This window comes from Pseudomonas sp. LBUM1647 (assembly GCF_059716175.1).
This window is the reverse complement of the sequence record NZ_CP166809.1, coordinates 4,769,754-4,788,510: the sequence shown is the minus strand read 5'-3', so window position 1 is coordinate 4,788,510 and position 18,757 is coordinate 4,769,754. Positions and strand designations below refer to the sequence as shown.

General features: G+C 59.6%; 11 protein-coding genes. 7 read left to right on the top strand and 4 right to left on the bottom strand.

The annotated features are described in order from the left end of the window. Positions 1-146: 146 nt before the first annotated feature. Positions 147-1,145 carry a beta-N-acetylhexosaminidase gene (gene nagZ, locus ACA059_RS22015; protein WP_497634708.1) on the top strand — a complete coding sequence of 333 codons (999 nt, stop codon included), beginning with the start codon at positions 147-149 and terminating at the stop codon, positions 1,143-1,145. Between the two features lie 12 nt (positions 1,146-1,157). After that, a complete protein-coding gene (locus ACA059_RS22010; protein WP_497630993.1) occupies positions 1,158-1,895 on the top strand; it encodes an S-methyl-5'-thioinosine phosphorylase in 738 nt (245 codons plus the stop codon). A 143-nt stretch (positions 1,896-2,038) separates the two neighbouring features. On the opposite strand, the gene ACA059_RS22005 is transcribed toward ACA059_RS22010, so the two are convergent. Genes ACA059_RS22005 through mfd form a run of 3 tightly spaced genes read right to left on the bottom strand, consistent with a single transcriptional unit; the run spans position 2,039 to position 8,778 of the window. Then, positions 2,039-4,729, bottom strand: coding sequence for a DEAD/DEAH box helicase (locus tag ACA059_RS22005; RefSeq protein ID WP_497630992.1), 2,691 nt, complete (start codon positions 4,727-4,729; stop codon positions 2,039-2,041). 10 nt (positions 4,730-4,739) lie between these two features. Then, the gene (locus ACA059_RS22000; RefSeq protein ID WP_497630991.1) at positions 4,740-5,318 is read right to left on the bottom strand and encodes a CsiV family protein; all 579 of its coding nucleotides are present in this window, start codon (positions 5,316-5,318) and stop codon (positions 4,740-4,742) included. Between the two features lie 10 nt (positions 5,319-5,328). Then, positions 5,329-8,778, bottom strand: a complete 3,450-nt coding sequence (mfd, locus tag ACA059_RS21995; protein WP_497630989.1) for a transcription-repair coupling factor — start codon at positions 8,776-8,778, stop codon at positions 5,329-5,331. Positions 8,779-9,141: 363 nt separating this feature from the next. On the opposite strand from mfd, the gene ACA059_RS21990 reads away from it, so the two are divergent. From ACA059_RS21990 to ACA059_RS21970, 5 genes are all read left to right on the top strand, one after another. Next, the gene (locus ACA059_RS21990) at positions 9,142-10,605 is read left to right on the top strand and encodes a glyceraldehyde-3-phosphate dehydrogenase (protein ID WP_458509372.1); all 1,464 of its coding nucleotides are present in this window, start codon (positions 9,142-9,144) and stop codon (positions 10,603-10,605) included. A gap of 527 nt (positions 10,606-11,132) precedes the next feature. After that, on the top strand, positions 11,133-12,338 hold the full coding sequence (locus ACA059_RS21985; protein WP_497630987.1) for an HlyD family secretion protein: 1,206 nt from the start codon (positions 11,133-11,135) through the stop codon (positions 12,336-12,338). A 56-nt stretch (positions 12,339-12,394) separates the two neighbouring features. Further along, positions 12,395-13,579: a hypothetical protein gene (locus tag ACA059_RS21980; protein ID WP_497630986.1), complete on the top strand. Its 1,185-nt coding sequence runs from the start codon at positions 12,395-12,397 to the stop codon at positions 13,577-13,579. 1 nt (position 13,580) lies between these two features. Beyond that, positions 13,581-15,731 carry a glycosyltransferase family 2 protein gene (locus ACA059_RS21975; protein ID WP_497630985.1) on the top strand — a complete coding sequence of 717 codons (2,151 nt, stop codon included), beginning with the start codon at positions 13,581-13,583 and terminating at the stop codon, positions 15,729-15,731. Positions 15,732-15,740: 9 nt separating this feature from the next. Beyond that, entirely contained in the window at positions 15,741-17,180 is a 1,440-nt protein-coding gene (locus ACA059_RS21970) for an efflux transporter outer membrane subunit (RefSeq protein ID WP_497630984.1), read from the top strand. 113 nt (positions 17,181-17,293) lie between these two features. Here the strand turns inward: ACA059_RS21970 and ACA059_RS21965 are convergent, their stop codons facing one another. Beyond that, positions 17,294-18,592 (bottom strand): MFS transporter, encoded by a 1,299-nt coding sequence (locus tag ACA059_RS21965; RefSeq protein WP_497630983.1) that lies wholly within the window; start codon positions 18,590-18,592, stop codon positions 17,294-17,296. Between the last annotated feature and the right edge of the window lie 165 nt (positions 18,593-18,757).

The following is an 18,757-nucleotide window of genomic DNA, read 5'->3' as shown; positions in this document are numbered from 1 at the left end:
TGACATCCGCTAAGCTAGCCGCCCATGCCGACTCTCGTTCTGAACCTGCTCCCCATTGATATCGCCGACCTGCCGGGCACAGCCCATGGCGGCGATTTCGTGCGTGCCGGGTTTATCGTTATCAAGGAATCTCTATGACTGCTGGCCTGCAAGGCTCGTTGATGGTGGACGTCGCCGGTACCTGGCTGACGGCTGAAGATCGCCAATTGTTGCGCCAACCCGAAGTGGGCGGCCTGATTATTTTCGCCCGCAATATCGAACACCCGCGCCAGGTGCGCGAGTTGTGCGCCGCCATCCGCGCCATTCGCCCTGACCTGCTGCTGGCAGTCGACCAGGAGGGCGGCCGGGTTCAGCGTTTGCGTCAGGGCTTCGTGCGACTGCCAGCCATGCGCGCCATCGCTGACAATCCGAATGCCGAGTACCTCGCCGAGCAGTGCGGCTGGATCATGGCGACTGAAGTGCTGGCCGTCGGCCTCGATCTGAGCTTCGCTCCGGTGCTGGACCTCGACTTCCAGCGCAGCGCCGTGGTCGGCACCCGTTCATTTGAAGGTGATCCCGAGCGTGCAGCGTTGCTGGCGGGAGCCTTCATTCGTGGCATGAACAGCGCCGGCATGGCCGCCACCGGCAAGCACTTTCCCGGTCACGGCTGGGCCGAGGCCGATTCCCACGTTGCGATTCCTGTTGATGAGCGCAGCCTCGACGAAATTCGCGCTAATGACCTGGTGCCGTTCGCCCGACTGAGCCAGCAATTGGCTGCGGTCATGCCGGCCCACGTTATCTATCCGCAAGTCGATTCCCAACCCGCCGGCTTCTCCCGTCGCTGGTTGCAGGACATCCTGCGTGGCGAGTTGCAATTCGACGGCGTGATCTTCAGCGATGACCTGTCCATGGCAGGCGCCCACGTGGTCGGCGATGCTGCCAGCCGTATCGAAGCGGCGCTGACTGCCGGTTGCGACATGGGCCTGGTGTGCAACGATCGTGCGGCCGCTGAACTGGCCCTGAGCGCCGCCCAGCGTCTGAAGGTCAAGCCGTCCGAGCGCATTGCGCGGATGCGCGGCCAGTCGTACGCCAGCACCGAATACCGTCAGAACCCGCGCTGGCTCGCAGCGGTCGGCGCGCTCAAAGATGCTCAACTGATTGATTGAGGACTTTTCGTTATGACGGTTTACGCGATTATCGGCGGCACCGGCCTGACTCAACTCGAAGGTCTGAGTATTCGTCAGTCATTGGCGGTGGACACCCCTTACGGCGCGCCTTCGGCTGAAGTGCAGATTGGCGAGTACGCCGGCAAGGAAGTGCTGTTTCTTGCGCGCCACGGCCATCCTCACCGTTTTCCGCCGCATCAGGTGAACTACCGCGCCAACCTCTGGGCGCTGAAACAGGCTGGCGCCGAAGCGATTCTCGCGGTCAACGCGGTGGGTGGGATTCATTCCGCGATGGGGACCGGACATTTCTGCGTGCCGCATCAGCTGATCGACTACACCAGTGGTCGCGAACACACCTATTTCGCCGATGATCTCGAACAGGTCACACACATTGACTTCAGCTACCCCTACAGCGAGGCATTGCGTCAGCAGTTGATCGCGGCGCTGGCGGCCGAAGGTGTTGGCTATAGCAGTCATGGCGTGTACGCCTGCACTCAGGGCCCGAGGCTTGAAACCGCCGCTGAAATCGCGAAACTGGAACGTGACGGATGCGACATCGTCGGCATGACCGGGATGCCGGAGGCGGCATTGGCTCGCGAGCTGGAACTGGATTACGCCTGTCTGGCGCTGGTAGTAAACCCGGCAGCGGGCAAGTCGACGGCGGTGATCACCATGGCCGAAATCGAGCAAGCGCTGCATGACGGGATGGGTAAGGTGAAATCGACGTTGGTGCGGGTGTTGAAAGCTTGATCATTCGGTAAATCGAGTCGACCCTTTCGCGAGCAAGCCCGCTCCCACATTAGATTTTCAGTGAACACAGATCTTGTGTACGAAAGAGATCAAGTGTGGGAGCGGACTTGCTCGCGAAAGCGATCTACCAGGCGCCGACTATCTCAGCGCTTTTCCAACTTGTCCGGCAGCGGCGCAAACAAGGCTTCAATATCATCACTCTGCAACTTCCAGTCCCCGGTCTTGCGCCCATCCAGCACGCCAGCCGCCAAGTCGGATTTTTCCTTCTGCAGATGCTGAATCTTCTCTTCCACCGTGCCCCTGGCAATCATCTTGTAGACGAACACCGGCTTCTCCTGACCAATGCGATACGCCCGGTCAGTCGCCTGATTTTCCGTCGCCGGATTCCACCACGGATCGTAGTGAATCACCGTGTCGGCTTCGGTCAGGTTCAGGCCGACGCCACCCGCCTTCAGGCTGATCAGGAAGATCTGCCGCTTGCCGCTCTGGAAGTCTTTTACCGGTGCGCGCCGGTCGCGGGTCTGCCCGGTCAGCAGCGCATAATCGACCCCGCGTTTTTTCAGCTCATCTTCAATCAACGACAGCATTGAAGTGAACTGCGAGAACAACAGAATCCGCCGACCTTCATCGAACAATTCCTCAAGCATTTCCATCAGGCTGTCGAGCTTGCCTGAGGTGCTGCCGCGAGCGGGCAGGGTGGCATCGTTGACCAGACGCAAATCGCAGCACACCTGACGCAGCTTCAGCAGCGCCTCAAGAATGATGATCTGGCTGCGTGCCACGCCCTTGCGGGTGATCTCGTCGCGGACTTTCTTGTCCATCGCCAGGCGCATGGTTTCGTACACGTCGCGCTGGGCTTCGTTGAGCTCGACCCAATGGATGATTTCGGTTTTCGGCGGCAACTCGGTCGCCACTTGTTCCTTGGTTCGACGCAGCAGGAACGGTTTTATCCGGCCGTTGAGGTGCTGAAGCCGTACTTCGCTGGCGCGCTTTTCGATTGGCACGCGGTAATCGCGGTTGAAGCTTTTCACATCACCAAGCCAGCCGGGCAACAGGAAGTGAAACAGCGACCACAGTTCACCCAGGTGGTTTTCCAGCGGCGTGCCGCTCAGGCATAGACGCTGACGGGCATTCAACTCGCGGGCGGCGTGGGCGGCCTTGCTGTTGGGGTTCTTGATGTATTGCGCCTCGTCCAGAACCAACACGTGCAAAGGCTGCGTAGCGAGACGTTCGACGTCCTTGGGCAGCAGTGCATAGGTGGTCAGGATCAGGTCGTAATCGGCCAGCGTGTCGAAATGCTTTTTGCGACTGGCGCCGTACAGCGCCAACACTTTGAGTTGCGGTGTGAAGTGCGCGGCTTCATCCAGCCAGTTGGGGATCAGGCTGGTGGGCATCACCACCATGCACGGCCGATCGAGGCGTCCGGCGTTCTTCTCACTGAGAATGTGCGCCAGGGTCTGTAGGGTTTTGCCCAGACCCATGTCGTCCGCGAGAATCCCGCCGACTTCCAATTGCCGCAACGACTGCATCCAGCTCAAGCCTTCCAGCTGATAGGGGCGCAAGGTCGCGTTCAGACCTTCCGGTGCGGTCGCAGTGAAGTCCTTGATGTCCCGCAGCCGCTGGGCAAAGGTGCGAATTTGCTCGCCGCCCTCCCAAAGCAACGGCAGGTCTTCCAGCGGATTCAGTCGCGTGGCATCGGCCTTGCTCAGGCGCAGCGTCGTTTCGCCGGGCCCTTGCAGGTAGAACTCGCCGAGGGTCGCCAGCACCGGTTTCAATCGGCCGAAGGGCAGGGCGACTTGCAACGGGCCGTACTCGGAGTTCGGGCGATTGGGGATGTTCACCAGGATCAACTCGTCGTCGCGACGTCGGGCGAGGCGTTCCGGGTTGAGGATCTCGGTGTGGGAGCGCATCAGGTTCAACAGGATCGGCAATAGACTCAGCCGCTCGCCGTTGACGATGATCCCCAGTTCCAGATCGAACCAGTCGCGCTCCGGCGCTTGTTCGACGGTGGCGTACCAATCGTCCACGGCAGTCAGGTCGAAACCGAAGTCTTCGTCGATCTGCAACTCCCAGCCCTGGGTACGCAGCTTCGGCAGTTCATTGAGGGTAAAGGTCAGCCAGGCGCTGTCGTTGACCATCTCGAAAAGTTCGCCGGCGCTTTCCGGCAAGGCCTTGCTTTGCCGGGTGGCAACTTTGAAACCGAGGATTCGCAGCTGCTCCCTGTAGGTCTGTTCGACTTCCGGGTGGCGTTTTATCCGTAACGTTTGCGTCTCCTGACGAATCAGGACGTCAGCGTTCTTCTGCCCGGAAACGTATTCATCCAGATAGCTGAAAGACAACGCCGCGCGATGCTGAATATAACGCTGCATCTTGCCATTGCGCGGTTCGAAGGCGCTGAACTCGATGCTCGCCAGCCACAAGCGCGGCACCGGTTGCACGTTATCCACCAGCACTTGCGGCGCCTTCGGGCTACGGTTTTCCAGTACGGCTTGAAGTTTCTCGAGTAGCTCGGCGTCTTGCGCGGCGGCTGGGTAGGCCAGGGTTTCCTGCACTTTCAGCAGCACCGCTGCGCAGTGTTTGCAGTTGCTGTGGACCGGGCAGGTGCAAGTGGCGTCAATCATCAGCAATGTGGCTTTGGCTGATTCGCGCAGGCGAATGGTCTGACGGTAAACGTTACCGCCAGAGCCCTCGCAGGCGGCAATGATCGTGGCGTCGCCAGCCTCGACGATCCTGACGCGGTTCTCCAAAGCGTAGCGACGGCCACGCTCCAGGCTCTGTTCCTTGAATCGGCTGACCCAGGAAGGTGCCAGGGGTTTGCTCAGGGTCGCTGACATAAGGACTCAATCAGTCCGGAATTTCATCGGGGACTGGCCGAGGCGCAGGGGCAGTCAGCGAGGTGATCTTGATCAGCAGGCCGAGATGGCCGTTGTCGAGGAAGTTCAGCTGGCCGTTCTTGGTGTGGCTTTCCTGCTTCATGCGTTCGCTGGCGGTGACCATGCCGTTGGCGTCGATCTGGTTGACCCAGAAGTCTGCATCCACATCGGTGAACCGTCCCAGTTTCATGCTCAGCGTGCCCTCGATCGGGAACTGGCCGAACTGTTCTTTGCCCTCGCTGATCGCAACTTTGCTGGCTTCTTCGCCAAGGTTCTGTTGCCAGGCCTTGTGCAGCAACACCGTGTATTCATTGCTGGCGGTGAGTTTTTCCACTTCGCCATTGAGGCTCGGTGTGCGCAGGCTGTCGGGGCTGATGGGCTGAGCTCCGGCAGCCCAGTCTTCCGGCGCGGCGCGGCTGACGATGGCGGGCACGGCGTTTTGGCGGACCAGAATCATTTCAATCTGATACAAGTCATCGGCAAATGCCGTAGGGGTGACCAGCGCTGTTATTAACATTGTCAACAAGGTCAGTAAGCGAAACAGGCGCATGCGGCGTCCTTCAAGCAGTTTTCGGAATGAGGTGCTCAAACAGCGCCTCTACAGTATTAAAGCGCTCTTCCGGGCGCTCCATCGGCACTTGGAATTTAAACATCGTGGCGCCTTCGAATTTGTAACGTTTTGGCTGGCTCTGGATCAGCTTGATCAGCGTCAGCGGGTCAACTGGGGTTTGCGCCGCGAACTCGATTCGGCCACCTTGCGGGCCGCCGTCGAGTTTCTTGATGCCCAGTAGCTCGGCCTGCAATTTCAGCGCGGTAATGCGCATCAGGTTCTTGGTCGGCTCCGGCAGCAGGCCGAAACGATCAATCATCTCCACCTGCAAGTCTTTGAGGCCTTCCTCGTCGGTGGCCGAGGCGATGCGTTTGTAGAGAATCAGTCGGGCGTGTACGTCCGGCAGATAGTCCTCGGGAATCAACGCCGGTACTCGCAGATTGACTTCCGGGCCACCGCCGAGCGGTTGATCGAGGTTCGGTTGTTCGCCCTTGCGGATCGACTTCACCGCGCGCTCGAGCATTTCCATGTACAGCGTGAAGCCGACGGCCTGAATCTGCCCGCTCTGCCCGTCGCCGAGCAATTCGCCGGCGCCACGGATTTCCAGGTCGTTGGTGGCGAGCACGAAGCCCGCACCGAGGTCCTGGGTATTGGCGATCGCTTCCAGACGTTTTTCGGCGTCAGGCGTGATTTGCTGACGCGGCGGCGTCAGCAAATAAGCGTAAGCCTGGTGGTGACTGCGACCGACCCGGCCGCGCAACTGGTGCAGCTGCGCCAGGCCGAACTTGTCGGCGCGCTCGATGATGATGGTGTTGGCGCTCGGCACGTCAATGCCGGTCTCGATGATGGTCGAGGCGATCAGCACGTTGAAGCGCTTGTGGTAGAAGTCGCTCATCACTTGTTCGAGATCGCGTTCGCGCATCTGCCCGTGGCCGATGCCGATCCGTGCTTCCGGCACCAGTTCGGCGAGGTCGGCGGCGCATTTCTCGATGGTCTTCACGTCGTTGTGCAGGTAATAGACCTGACCGCCCCGCAACAGCTCACGGAGCAAGGCCTCTTTGACCGTGCTCTTGTTCTGCTCCATGACGAAAGTCCGTACCGACAGGCGACGGGCCGGCGGCGTGGCGATGATCGACAGGTCGCGCATGCCCGACACCGCCATGTTCAGCGTGCGCGGAATCGGCGTGGCGGTCAGGGTGAGTATGTCGACTTCACTGCGCAGGGCCTTGAGCTGTTCCTTCTGACGGACACCGAAACGGTGCTCTTCGTCGATGATCACCAACCCCAGGTTTTTGATTTTCACGTCGTCCTGCAGCAGCTTGTGCGTGCCGATGACGATGTCGATCTTGCCTTCGGCCAGATCCGCAACCGCGGCGTTTACTTCCTTGGTCGATTTGAAGCGGCTCATCACTTCCACGCTCACCGGCCAATCGGCGAAGCGGTCGCGGAAGCTGTTGTAATGCTGCTGGGCGAGCAGGGTGGTCGGCACCAGAATCGCCACTTGACGACCGCCGTGTACCGCGATGAACGCTGCGCGCATCGCCACTTCGGTCTTGCCGAAACCGACGTCGCCGCAGACCAGGCGGTCCATCGGTTTCGGTGCGAGCATGTCGGTGCGCACTGCGTCGATGGTGGTTTGCTGGTCCGGTGTTTCTTCGAACGGGAAGCCGGCGCTGAAGGTCGCGTAATCGGCTTTCGGGTCGGCGAACGCATAACCTTCGCGAGCGGCGCGGCGGGCATAGATGTCGAGCAACTCGGCGGCCACATCGCGTACTTGTTCGGCAGCTTTGCGTTTGGCTTTCTGCCAGGTCTCGGAGCCCAGGCGGTGCAGCGGGGCCAGGGCATCGTCGCTGCCGGTGTATCGGGCGATCAGATGCAGGTTGGCCACCGGCACGTAAAGCTTGGCGTTTTCGGCGTATTCGAGGGTCAGGAATTCAGCGGCCTGACTATCGATTTCCAGAATCGTCAGCCCGAGATAGCGACCGACGCCGTGATCGATATGCACCACCGGCGCGCCTTCGCGCAGTTCGGTAAGGTTTTTGATCACGGCATCGTTGTTGGCGTCGGCGCGTTTCTCGCGGCGACGGCGCTGCATCACGCGCTGACCGAACAACGGGCTTTCAGCGACCAGGGCCAGCGCCGGGTCGTCGAGCACCAGACCTTCGTCGAGTGGCGCGATGGTGATCGCCAGGCGCTCCTTGCTCGCGACAAAGTCCGGCCAGCTGTCGACGGTTTTCGGTCGCAGCTTCAGGCGTTCCAGCAATTCCAGCAACACTTCACGACGGCCCGCGGACTCGGCGGTAAACAGCACGCGACCGGGGAACTCGTCGAGGAAACCCGCAAGCGCCGCCAACGGTTGGGTGGCCTTGGCTTCGATGGCCAGGTTCGGCAGCTCCCGAGCGGGGAAGCGCTCGCGGCCAACGCCGGTTTCAACGTCCTGTTGACTGGCGACTACGCGCGGCCAGTTCTTCAGGCGCGCGAAGCAATCCTCCACTGGCAGGAACAGTTCAGCCGGCGGCAACAAAGGACGGGCCGGATCGACGCGACGCTCTTCATAGCGATTGCGCACGTCGTTCCAGAAGTTTTCCGCCGCCTGCTCGATGCCGGGCAGGGAAAACACTTGCGTGTCCTGCGGCAGGTAATCGAACAGCGTGGAGGTTTCGTCGAAAAACAGCGGCAGGTAGTACTCGATACCGGCCGGTGTAATCCCGCTGCTCAAGTCCTGGAAGATCGGGCAGCGACGGAAGTCGACATCGAAACGCTCACGGAAGCGCGCCTTGAAGCGGGTGACCGCATCCTTTTGCAGCGGAAACTCTCTCGCTGGCAGAAGGCGAACCGTTTCAACCTTGTCGATGGAGCGCTGGTTTTCCGGATCGAATGTACGAAGGGTCTCGATTTCGTCGTCGAACAGGTCGATGCGGAAAGGTAATTTGCTGCCCATCGGGAACAGATCGATCAGCGAGCCGCGGACGGTAAATTCGCCATGCTCGTAGACGGTATCGACGTAGCGATAGCCGCTGGCCTCAAGCCGGGTGCGCATTTGCTCGACATCGAGCTTCTGGCCGATGTCCAGCACCAGGCTGCTGCCGAGCAGGAATTTGGTCGGCGCCAGGCGATGCAGGGCCGTGGTGATCGGCACGACCAAAACGCCATGACTCAGCTCCGGCAATCGATACAGCGCGGAGATTCGCTGGGAAATAATGTCCTGGTGCGGCGAAAACAGATCGTAGGGCAGGGTTTCCCAGTCCGGGAAATGCAGCACCGGCAAATCCGGGGCGAAGAAACTCAGCTCCTGTTCCAGCCGTTCGGCACTTTGGCTGTCGGCGGTCAGCAGCAGGGTGAAGCGCTTGGCAGCGCTGGCGGCCTCGGCAATGGCCAGGCTCAGGGCGGCACCGGGCAGGTTGCCCCAGTGCTGTTTACCTGCCGCGGCAGGGAGAAGCGGTAGACGCAGAACGGGCACGGAAGGTTGAGCTCCAAGCGTTGCGACAAAGTCGGTAATTGTAACGGTCCCGGGTGCCGCCTGTCAGTTGCAGACTGTGTCTATTACGCAGGTTGGGCGAAATGTAGTGGTAAAGACAAAATCGGCCCGTTTTTTAGTAAAAATGACTGAATATGTAGTGGCAAAACGACCGAGTGTTACGGAGGGTTACAGACAAGACAGCGTTGTCTCCCAAAAAATGACTGCGCTGCAGGCCGCGGTTTCATTGGGCTTGAGCCGTGCGTCATTTTTTTGAAGAGGATTTTGTTACTGGCCGCGCGACAGGCGCGCATTGCTACGGGAGGCACTCGGCGGCATAATGTAGCCCCTTTTTTCTGCCCCTACATGTGGAAGGTTCCCGTGACTCAGAAGCCCGACCAGTGTCTTGGTGAATGGATCGACCGTGAAGCACTCGCAGAAGCGATGATTCCGCTTATCGGTCAGCTCTACCGCAATAACAACGTGGTGAGCTCGATCTATGGCCGCAGCCTGATCAATCGTTCAGTCATTGCGATTCTCAAAGCTCACCGCTTTGCTCGTCATCGTCAGTCCGATGACAGCGAATTGTCCGTCCACGAAACATTCCCGCTGCTCAAAGCAATGAGCGAGCTCAAGCTCGGCGCCGCTTCGGTAGACCTGGGCAAGCTTGCGGTCAAGTTCAAGACTGAAGGCAATGGCCGCACTGCCGAGCAGTTCGTCCGTGAAGAACTGGCTGACGTCGTTGGTCAGCAAAATGTTTCCGCCCGCAAAGGCACCGACGTTGTTCTGTACGGCTTCGGTCGTATCGGCCGTCTGCTGGCGCGCATCCTGATCGAGAAAACCGGTGGTGGCGACGGCCTGCGTCTGCGCGCCATCGTTGTCCGCAAGGGCGCCGAGAACGATCTGGTCAAACGTGCCAGCCTGCTGCGTCGTGACTCGGTCCATGGTCCGTTCGATGGCACCATCACCATCGACGAAGCCAACAATACCATCACCGCCAACGGCAACCTGATCCAGGTTATCTACGCGAAAAACCCGACTGAAGTGGACTACACCCAGTACGGCATCAAAGACGCGCTGCTGGTGGACAACACCGGTGTATGGCGTGACGCCGACGGTCTGGGCCAGCACTTGGCTTGCCCGGGTATCGATCGCGTTGTTCTGACCGCGCCTGGCAAAGGCAAGCTGAAGAACATCGTTCACGGCATCAACCACGGTGAAATCACCGCTGATGACAAGATCGTTTCCGCGGCTTCCTGCACCACCAACGCCATCGTGCCGGTGCTCAAAGCCGTCAACGACAAGTTCGGCATCATCAACGGTCACGTTGAAACGGTTCACTCGTACACCAACGACCAGAACCTGATCGACAACTTCCACAAGGGCGATCGCCGTGGCCGTAGCGCCGCGTTGAACATGGTGATCACCGAGACCGGTGCTGCCACCGCTGCTGCCAAGGCACTGCCTGAACTGGCCGGCAAACTGACCGGTAACGCGATCCGCGTTCCGACGCCTAACGTGTCGATGGCCATTCTCAACCTGAACCTTGAGAAAGCCGCCACCCGTGAAGAGATGAACGAGTACCTGCGCTACATGGCGCTGCACTCCGATCTGCATAAGCAAATCGATTACGTCAATTCGCAGGAAGTGGTGTCCACCGACTTCGTTGGCTCGCGCCACGCAGGCGTGGTGGACGCTGAAGCAACCATCAGCCAAGACAACCGCGTTGTTCTGTACGTTTGGTACGACAACGAATTCGGTTACAGCTGCCAGGTGGTTCGCGTGATGGAAGACATGGCCGGTGTAAACCCGCCTGCATTCCCGCGCTAAGCGTTAGCTGCACATGAAAACGCCCCGACTTTGGTCGGGGCGTTTTTGTTTGTGTTCCACTTATATCGTTTTAATCTTTCCGGCTGAGAATTAAGAATTATCTAAAACTCGATACAAAGTTCATTTGAATATAAAAAATAAAAACTCCTAATAAAAATAAACAGTTGTCGGCTGTCGGGCTTTGGATAATTAAAACGGATCCAATCTTTCGCGCGATACATATTTGACGTCATTTAATTGTTTCCTTCGGATGCTTGACACTCCAAAGCGCTGAACATAGTGTCGCCAATGACAACGCCCGCTCTGCCTCGGGCCCGTAACACTTGCGATGACTCCGCTGTACAGCAATTCTCCAAAAAGACAGGAATCTCATTCCTGCTCACATCACAATAAATCCAGATAAACAGCGTCGGCTTAGTTGCCGTCCAGAAAACTATTTTGCATTGCTCACCCTGCCAAAAGTGTCTTGCGGTCACGGCTTGCTATTGCCTGACTTTTACGCGGTTGGTCTATCGGGAGAGTTGAACATGGCTGAAGAACGCTCAAGGCTATTGTCACTGTTACCCCGTTTGGTTGGTTTGGGAGTTCTTGGGTTTATTGTTTGGCTGTTGTTATCGACGTTGCTGATGCCGTTGGTGTCGGCCTCAGCCACACGGGCGATTTTGAATGCACCGGTGATACTGCTGACAACGCCGATTGACGGTGTGGTGAGCGCACTGGAGGTCAAACCCGGCGCGACGTTTGTCCAGGGCCAGAAAATCGCCGTTGTTGAAAACCCGCGAGCGAATCAGGAAACCTTGCTGACCCTGCAAACCCGGCGCCTGACCCTTGAGCAACAGCTGTCCTCTTCAGCCAGTCAGGCTGAGCACGATCAGCAGTATTACGAGGCGCTGGAGAAAACCAGCCAGCAATACCAAACGGCATTCCATACCCGCCAACTCTTTACCCAAAGGGCCCTGAAAGCCGAGAGCAGTGCCGCCAGTGCGCGGTTGATGGATGCTCAGGAAACCGTCGAACGCAATCTCGAGTTGTTCGTTCAAGGGGCGGTGAGTGGCGCGGTGGTTGCCTCATCCAAAGCCCAGTTGGCTTCATTGCAAGGTGCGGCCGAGTCGGTACGCTCGCAATTACGGATCAATGACGGCGACGTGAGTGCCGCCAATAAACAGGTTTACCTCGATCCCGATCAACTGCGCATGTTTGATCTCAGTGCGCAAATGACTACGCTGAAACTCAGCCTGGAGAATCAGGCGCGCAATCGCGCGACCTATCAACAGGAACTCGACAACCTCAACCAGCTGATCGAAACCGAACAGAATCGGGTCAAGTTGATGGCCGGTTATGACGTCGTGGCGTATTCGCCGGGCACCGTCCAGGAGCTGTTGGCGCCGCAGGGCACGCTGGTGCAAGCCGGATCGACTTTGCTGCGCGCCACTGATTGCGCGCAGAGCTACGTCATTGCGGTGTTCCCCGAGCGCATGGCCAGCAAGATCGACCGCGACAGCGTCCTCACAGTGAAAATCCGCGGCCTGGATCAACCGCTCAAAGCCAGCGTGGTGCAGTTGTTGTCCAGCGCTTCGGATATTCGCGCCAACACCTACAGCGTGCCGTTCCCTTACGCCGAACAGAACTCCGTGTACGTCGTCGGTACGTTTGCCGCCGATTTGACTGACACCCAGCGCGCCATGACCTGCAATCCCGGGTTGTGGGCGAGTGCCGAGGTCTCGCGGCCATGACTATCGTTTTTCGAGGAATGCTGGGCTTGATGCTGCTTGCCAGCGGAGTGTCTGCAATGGCCACGCAAGCGAGGCCGCAATTGGCGGCGATGACCTGTGCGGCGCTGGATCGGGCCGTGACGTCCTTGCCGGCAGGTCCGGTACTGGTGGCCAGTTATCCACCGCTGGATGGCCAGCCTGCGCCTATCCTGGCGTTGCGCGGCGTAGCGTTCACTTACGATAACGCGCTGGCGAGCATTGCGCTGTTTGCCTGTGGCAAGGCCGAGTCGGCGCGGCGGATCGCCGATGCATTGGCCTTCGCCACGCGCCACGATCCGGAATATCAGGATGGACGACTGCGCAATGCCTACGCTGCCGGCCCGGTCGGTGCGCCGTCTATGAAGTTGCCGGGCTACTGGAGTACCGAGCGCAACGCCTGGAATCAGGACGCCTATCAAGTCAGCAGCGCCACCGGCAATCAGGCCTGGGCAGCGTTGGCCTTGTTGGAGGCTTTTCGCCAAAGCGGCGAGGCGTCTTACCTTGAGGCTGCGCGACAAGCCTTGCACTGGTCGCAGCAAAACACCTACGACGGGCAATCACCGGCAGGCTTCAGCGGCGGTTATTACGGCTATTTCTCCAAACAGATCCAGCAAAACTGGAAATCCACCGAGCACAACGTCGATCTGGCGGCGGCGTGGTCGGCGCTCAACAATGTGGCGCCGGATCAGGGGACTGCGCGGCAGGCGCGGATTGCCCGGCAGTTTGTGTACAGCCAGTGGGACGCTGAAGAAGGGCGCTTTCTGATCGGTACCGGAGCGGATGGCCAAACCTCGGACCGCGTGCGCTCTGGTCTGGATGCGCAGATCTGGCCATTGATCGCTTTGCACGATCCACCCAAGGACTGGCGTCGGGTCTTCGCATTCATCGACCACGCTCACCGCGCCGGTGAAGGTTACGGTTTCAACCGTGACCCCGACGGCTTATGGACCGAAGGCACCGCCCAGGCTGCAGCCGTCGCGCGTTTGAGTGGCCTGAGTGACAAGGCGCACCCGCTGTGGAGCGTGTTGCTGGCCCAAGAGGCCGGCAATGGCTGGCTGTTTGCAACACCGGCGCCGCGCATCAGTACCGGGCTGGCCATAGGCCCGGACTCCGTCACCAATGACTTTTTCTATTACCACCTGCCTCACTTGGGCGCTACAGCGTGGGCGGCGATTGCGGCCACCGGCGTCAATCCCTTCACCGGTTCGCTAGAGGCTGACTGACATGCAGGCACTGGACTCGCTGCAACTGCTGCAAATCAATTTCTGGACGCTGGCGGTGGTGATTCTGTTCACCTGTCTGACCCATCGGGATCAATGGGCGGCGCGTGCCGGTTTCGGCGCAATCACCGCGTTGTTGCTGGTCAACTACGCCGCCTGGCGGATTCGCGACACGTTGCCCGACAGTCATTCAGGCTTTGCCACGGTCTGGGCGTACGCCTTTTTGTTCTTCGAGATGCTGGCGATTGGTTACACGCTGTTTTCTATCGTCGTGATGCTGTGTCGCTCGGATCACACCCAGGATGCTGATGCGGGCGAGCGGCGGCTTCGCGCACAGGGCGCGAATGTGCCAGCGGTGGACGTGTTTATTGCCACGTATAACGAAGGTTTGGACATCCTCGAAAAAACCATCATTGCCGCCCAGGCCATCGACTACCCCAACTTCACCCTTTGGGTGCTCGACGATACGCGCCGCGACTGGTTGCGCGATTACTGCGCTGAGGTCGGCGTGCAATACGCGCGGCGCCCCGACAACTCACACGCCAAGGCTGGCAATCTGAACAACGGCTTGCGCCAATCGGCGGCCGGCAGCAATGCACCATACATTCTGGTGCTCGACGCCGACTTCGCCCCGCAGCAACCGATTCTGATGCGCACGCTGGGGTTGTTCGACGACCCGAAAGTCGGTCTGGTGCAGACGCCGCAGTTCTATTACAACCCCGATCCGATTCAGCACAACCTCGGCACGTCTGCCTGCTGGGTGGATGAGCAGCGGGTGTTCTTTGATGTGTTCCAGCCAGCCAAGGATGGCTGGGATGCGGCGTTTTGCGTCGGTACGTCCTTCGTCGTGCGGCGCGATTTGATCACCGAGATCGGCGGTTTTCCTACAGGCTCGGTCTGCGAGGACATCTACACCACGTATCGACTGCTGCAAAAAGGCTACGTCACGCGCTGGCTGAATGAGCGTCTGTCGATCGGTCTGTCTGCCGAGGGCCTGACCGAATACATCAACCAGCGCGGACGCTGGTGCCTGGGCACCATTCAGGTGGCGCTGCTCAAGGACGGTCCGCTGCGTGGCAGTGGCTACACGCTTAATGACCGCTTGCACTATGTGCATGGCCTGATGCACTGGTTCTCCAAGCCGTTCATTTTGATGATGCTGGTCTCGCCGGTGCTGTATTGGTACTTCGGCATCGCCGGTTTTTACGCCAATCCGGTCGACTTCCTCGCCTTTGGGATGCCGGCGTTGATTGCGTTCTGGGGTTACGGGACCTGGGTCACGGATCGGCGCACCTTGCCTGTTTTTACCGAGGTCACGCAGATCGTTGCCTCTCTGGCGGTCACTGCTACCATCGTCAGCGCGATGATCCGGCCGTTCGGGCGGCCGTTCAAAGTGACTGCCAAAGGCCTCGATCGTTCGCGCACGATGGTGCACTGGAAGCTGTTCGGATTCTTTTTCGCGCTGACGCTGTTCTCGCAGATCGGTGCTTACATCGCCATCAGCACTGCCGCCTCGTTCGACGGCAACATGCTGTTCAATCTGTGCTGGACGGTTGTCGCGCTGGTCTACAACCTGGCAACCCTGGTGGCCTGTGTCGACCGGCCACGGCTACATGGCGAAGAGCGTTTTCCCTTCGACAAGCCCACCGGTTTCCGCTTTGGCGGCAAAGTCCTTCCCGGTCGCCTGGTGGATATTTCCCTCAGCGGCGTGTCCTTGAGCTGCGCCTTCGCCTCTTCGATCAAACCGGGGCTTTGCGGTCAGATATGGATCGACAAACTCGGGTGGCTCGACGTCGAAGTCATGCGCAATCACGGCGATGACCAGTTGGGCTTGAGGTTTGCCGACCTTGATGAAGCATTGCGTCGGCGGTTGATTGCGCGGCTGTTCAGCGACGCGACTATCAACGTGGTCAGCAAGGCTGAACCGGCGTTGGCGTTCGGCACTTTGCTGCGCCGTTCATTGCTGGGTGAAAAACGCACGGGGCTGCGTTTGCCTGCGCGGGCCAAGGCGTCGTCTTACGTCCCGTTGCCTCGATGGCGGCCGGTCAGTGTTCGTTCGCACAAACAGCCACTGCCGCACATCAGTGTCGGCAGGTCAGGTCTGTGGACTGTGCTGCTTTCTCCCTTGCGAGCTTTGCTCGGCCAACGCTTGTAGGTGCGCGCGATGAACAGTTGCTTACCCACTTCATGTTTCATGTCTTTGGTGTTGCTCGGCGGTTGTTCGCTGGAGCCCACGTACGAGAAACCCGACGCGCCGATCGATCAGCAATGGCCGGCCAACACCGCCGGTGAGTGTTGCAGCGGCAAACAGGCGTTCGACAAGGATTGGCGTGGCTTCGTGGTCGATGACCGACTGCGCCAGTTGATCGAACTGGCCTTGAGCAATAACCGCAGCCTGCGGCAGTTCGCGGCCAGTGTCGAAGAGGCGAGGGCCGGTTATGACAGCGCGCGGTCGGGACTTTTTCCTACGATCGGCATCGACACGTACGCCGGGCGCAGCAAACTGCCACCCCTGGTGCGCACACCGGGCGGTGGTGATACGTCCGGCAGCATCGCGAACACCTTTCAGGCAACGGGCGGTTTCACGTCCTACGAACTGGATTTTTTCGGGCGCATCCGCAGTCAGCGAAACGCCGCCGGTGCGCGTTACGAGGCGTCAGAGGCGGATTATCAGACGGCGCGGCTGGCGCTGATCGGCGAAGTTGCCAATACCTGGTTGAGCCTCAAGGCCAACCAGCATTTACTCAACCTCGCCCAGACCACCTATCAATCCCAGGACCGCTATGGGCAGTTGTTACGCAAGAGTTTCAACCTTGGCTCCAGTGCGCGGATCGACGTCCACCAAGCGGATGCGCAGACCAATACCGCGGCAGTGCAGGTCAACACCTATCGCATGCAAGTGGCGCAGAACCTGAATGCGCTGCGGGTGCTGGTGGGGCAACCGGTGCCGCAGGGGTTGCTGCCAACCGGCGCGCTGGGGGAACAGTTGGCGACGCTGGACGTGCCAGCCGGTCTACCCTCGTCATTGGTTGAACGCCGGCCCGATATCATGTCCGCCGAAGCCCAATTGCGTGCCGCCAATGCGGACATCGGCGCCGCTCGCAGTGCGTACTTCCCGACCTTTTCCCTGACCTCGGCGCTGGGCAGCCTGACGGGAGATTTTTCCCGGTTGCTCAGTGGGCCGGCGGAGTTCTGGTCGGTGGCGCTGGCGGGATCATTGCCGTTGATCGATGGGGGAGCGCGGCGGGCTCAGGTGGATGCCAGTCATGCTCGGTTCGACGGTCAAGTAGCGGCCTATGAAGCCACGGTGCAGAACGCTTTTCGCGAGGCGGCCGATGCCTTGAATGCTCGCCAGGAAATGCTCACGCAGGTTGAGTTTCAGAAAAAGCTGGTAGGGGATTATCAGGAGGCGTATCGGCAATCCCGATTGCGCTTCGAGTCCGGGCTGGACAGCTATTTTTCCACCATGGATGCACAGCGTTCGCTGTTCGATGCGCAGCAGAAATGGGCGCAGCTGGAACTGGCGCGGGAGATTAATCAGGTGACGTTGTATAAGGCATTGGGTGGGGGGTGGAGTCGGTCGTTGAAGGTGGCGGATCGTTAAGTTGTAGTGTTCTGGCGGGCCTCTTCGCGAGCAAGCCCGCTCCCACATTAGATCTGCGCCGGTCGCCAGGCACGGAAACATGTGGGAGCGGGCTTGCTCGCGAAGGCGATTTATCAGGCGCCGCCGACCACCGCCGCTTGCGCCGTCCGCAGTTCATGCCGGTTGCCCCGGAACAACACCAACGTCGCAATCAACCCCAGCACCGCCGCACCGCTAAGCCAAATCCCTGGTGCAGCCTTGTTATCCAGCACATGAATCAGGTACGTACACGCCGCCGGCGTAAACCCGCCGAAGGTCGCGGTTGCCAGGCTGTAGGCCAAAGAGAATCCAGTCGTACGAACTTCTACCGGCATGATCTCGGTCAGGGCGACCACCATGGCGCCGTTATACGAGCCATACAGAAACGACAGCCACAACTCCACGATCAGCAAGTGGCTGAAGCTCGGGTTTGCCACCAGCCATGAAAGAGACGGGTAGGCAGTGAGGATCGCCAGAATCGTCGCCGCCAGCAGCAAGGGTTTGCGTCCGATCCTGTCGGAAAACGCCCCCATCACCGGTAGCCAAAAGAAGTTCGACAGACCAATGCACACCGTCACCAGCAGCGCGTCCAGGTCCGACAAATGCAGTTCGGCTTTGCCGAAGGTCGGGGTGTAAGCGGTGATCAGGTAGAACGACACGGTGGTCATCACCACCAACGCCATACCGGCGATGACGATGCCAAAGTTCTGGCTGATCGAGCGGACGACGTCCCGCAGGGTAGGGCGGTGTTTACGCGCCTGGAATTCCGGGGTTTCTTCCAGCGAGCGACGAATCACGAAGATCACCGGCACGATCATGCAGCCGATCAGGAACGGCACGCGCCAGCCCCAGTCGCCCATTTGTTCCGGGCTGAGCCAGTGGTTCAAACCCACGCCGAGCAGGCCGGCGAACACGACCGCCGCTTGCTGACTGGCGGACTGCCAACTGACAAAGAAACCTTTGCGACCCGGGGTGGAAATCTCGGCGAGGTAGACCGACACACCGCCCAGTTCCACGCCGGCCGAAAAGCCTTGCAGCAGGCGACCGAACAGTACGATCAGCGGCGCCGCAACGCCCAGCGTGGCGTAACCCGGCACGCAGGCAATCAGGACCGTGCCGGCGGCCATCATCGCGAGGGTGATGATCAGCCCTTTGCGTCGACCGTGCCGGTCGATATAGGCACCGAGGAAAATCGCCCCCAATGGGCGCATCAGGAAGCCGGCACCGAAGGTGGCCAGCGATAACATCAGGGAAGCGAAAGCGCTGTCGGCAGGGAAGAAGGTTTTGGCAATGGCCGTGGCGTAAAAGCCGTAGACCATAAAGTCGAACATCTCGAGAAAGTTACCGCTGACAACGCGAAAAATCGCTTTGCCTTTGCTCGTATTGGAAGACATTTGTAGGTACTCACGCTGGTAAGTCTTGTTTGAAACGCTGCACCTGTGGGAGCGAGACCGGCTTGCCGGCGATGGCGTGGGGTCAATCAGCATTGATGTTGGCTGGCACACCGCTATCGCCGGCAAGCCGGTCTCGCTCCCACAGGTTTTGCGTCTTACTGACGG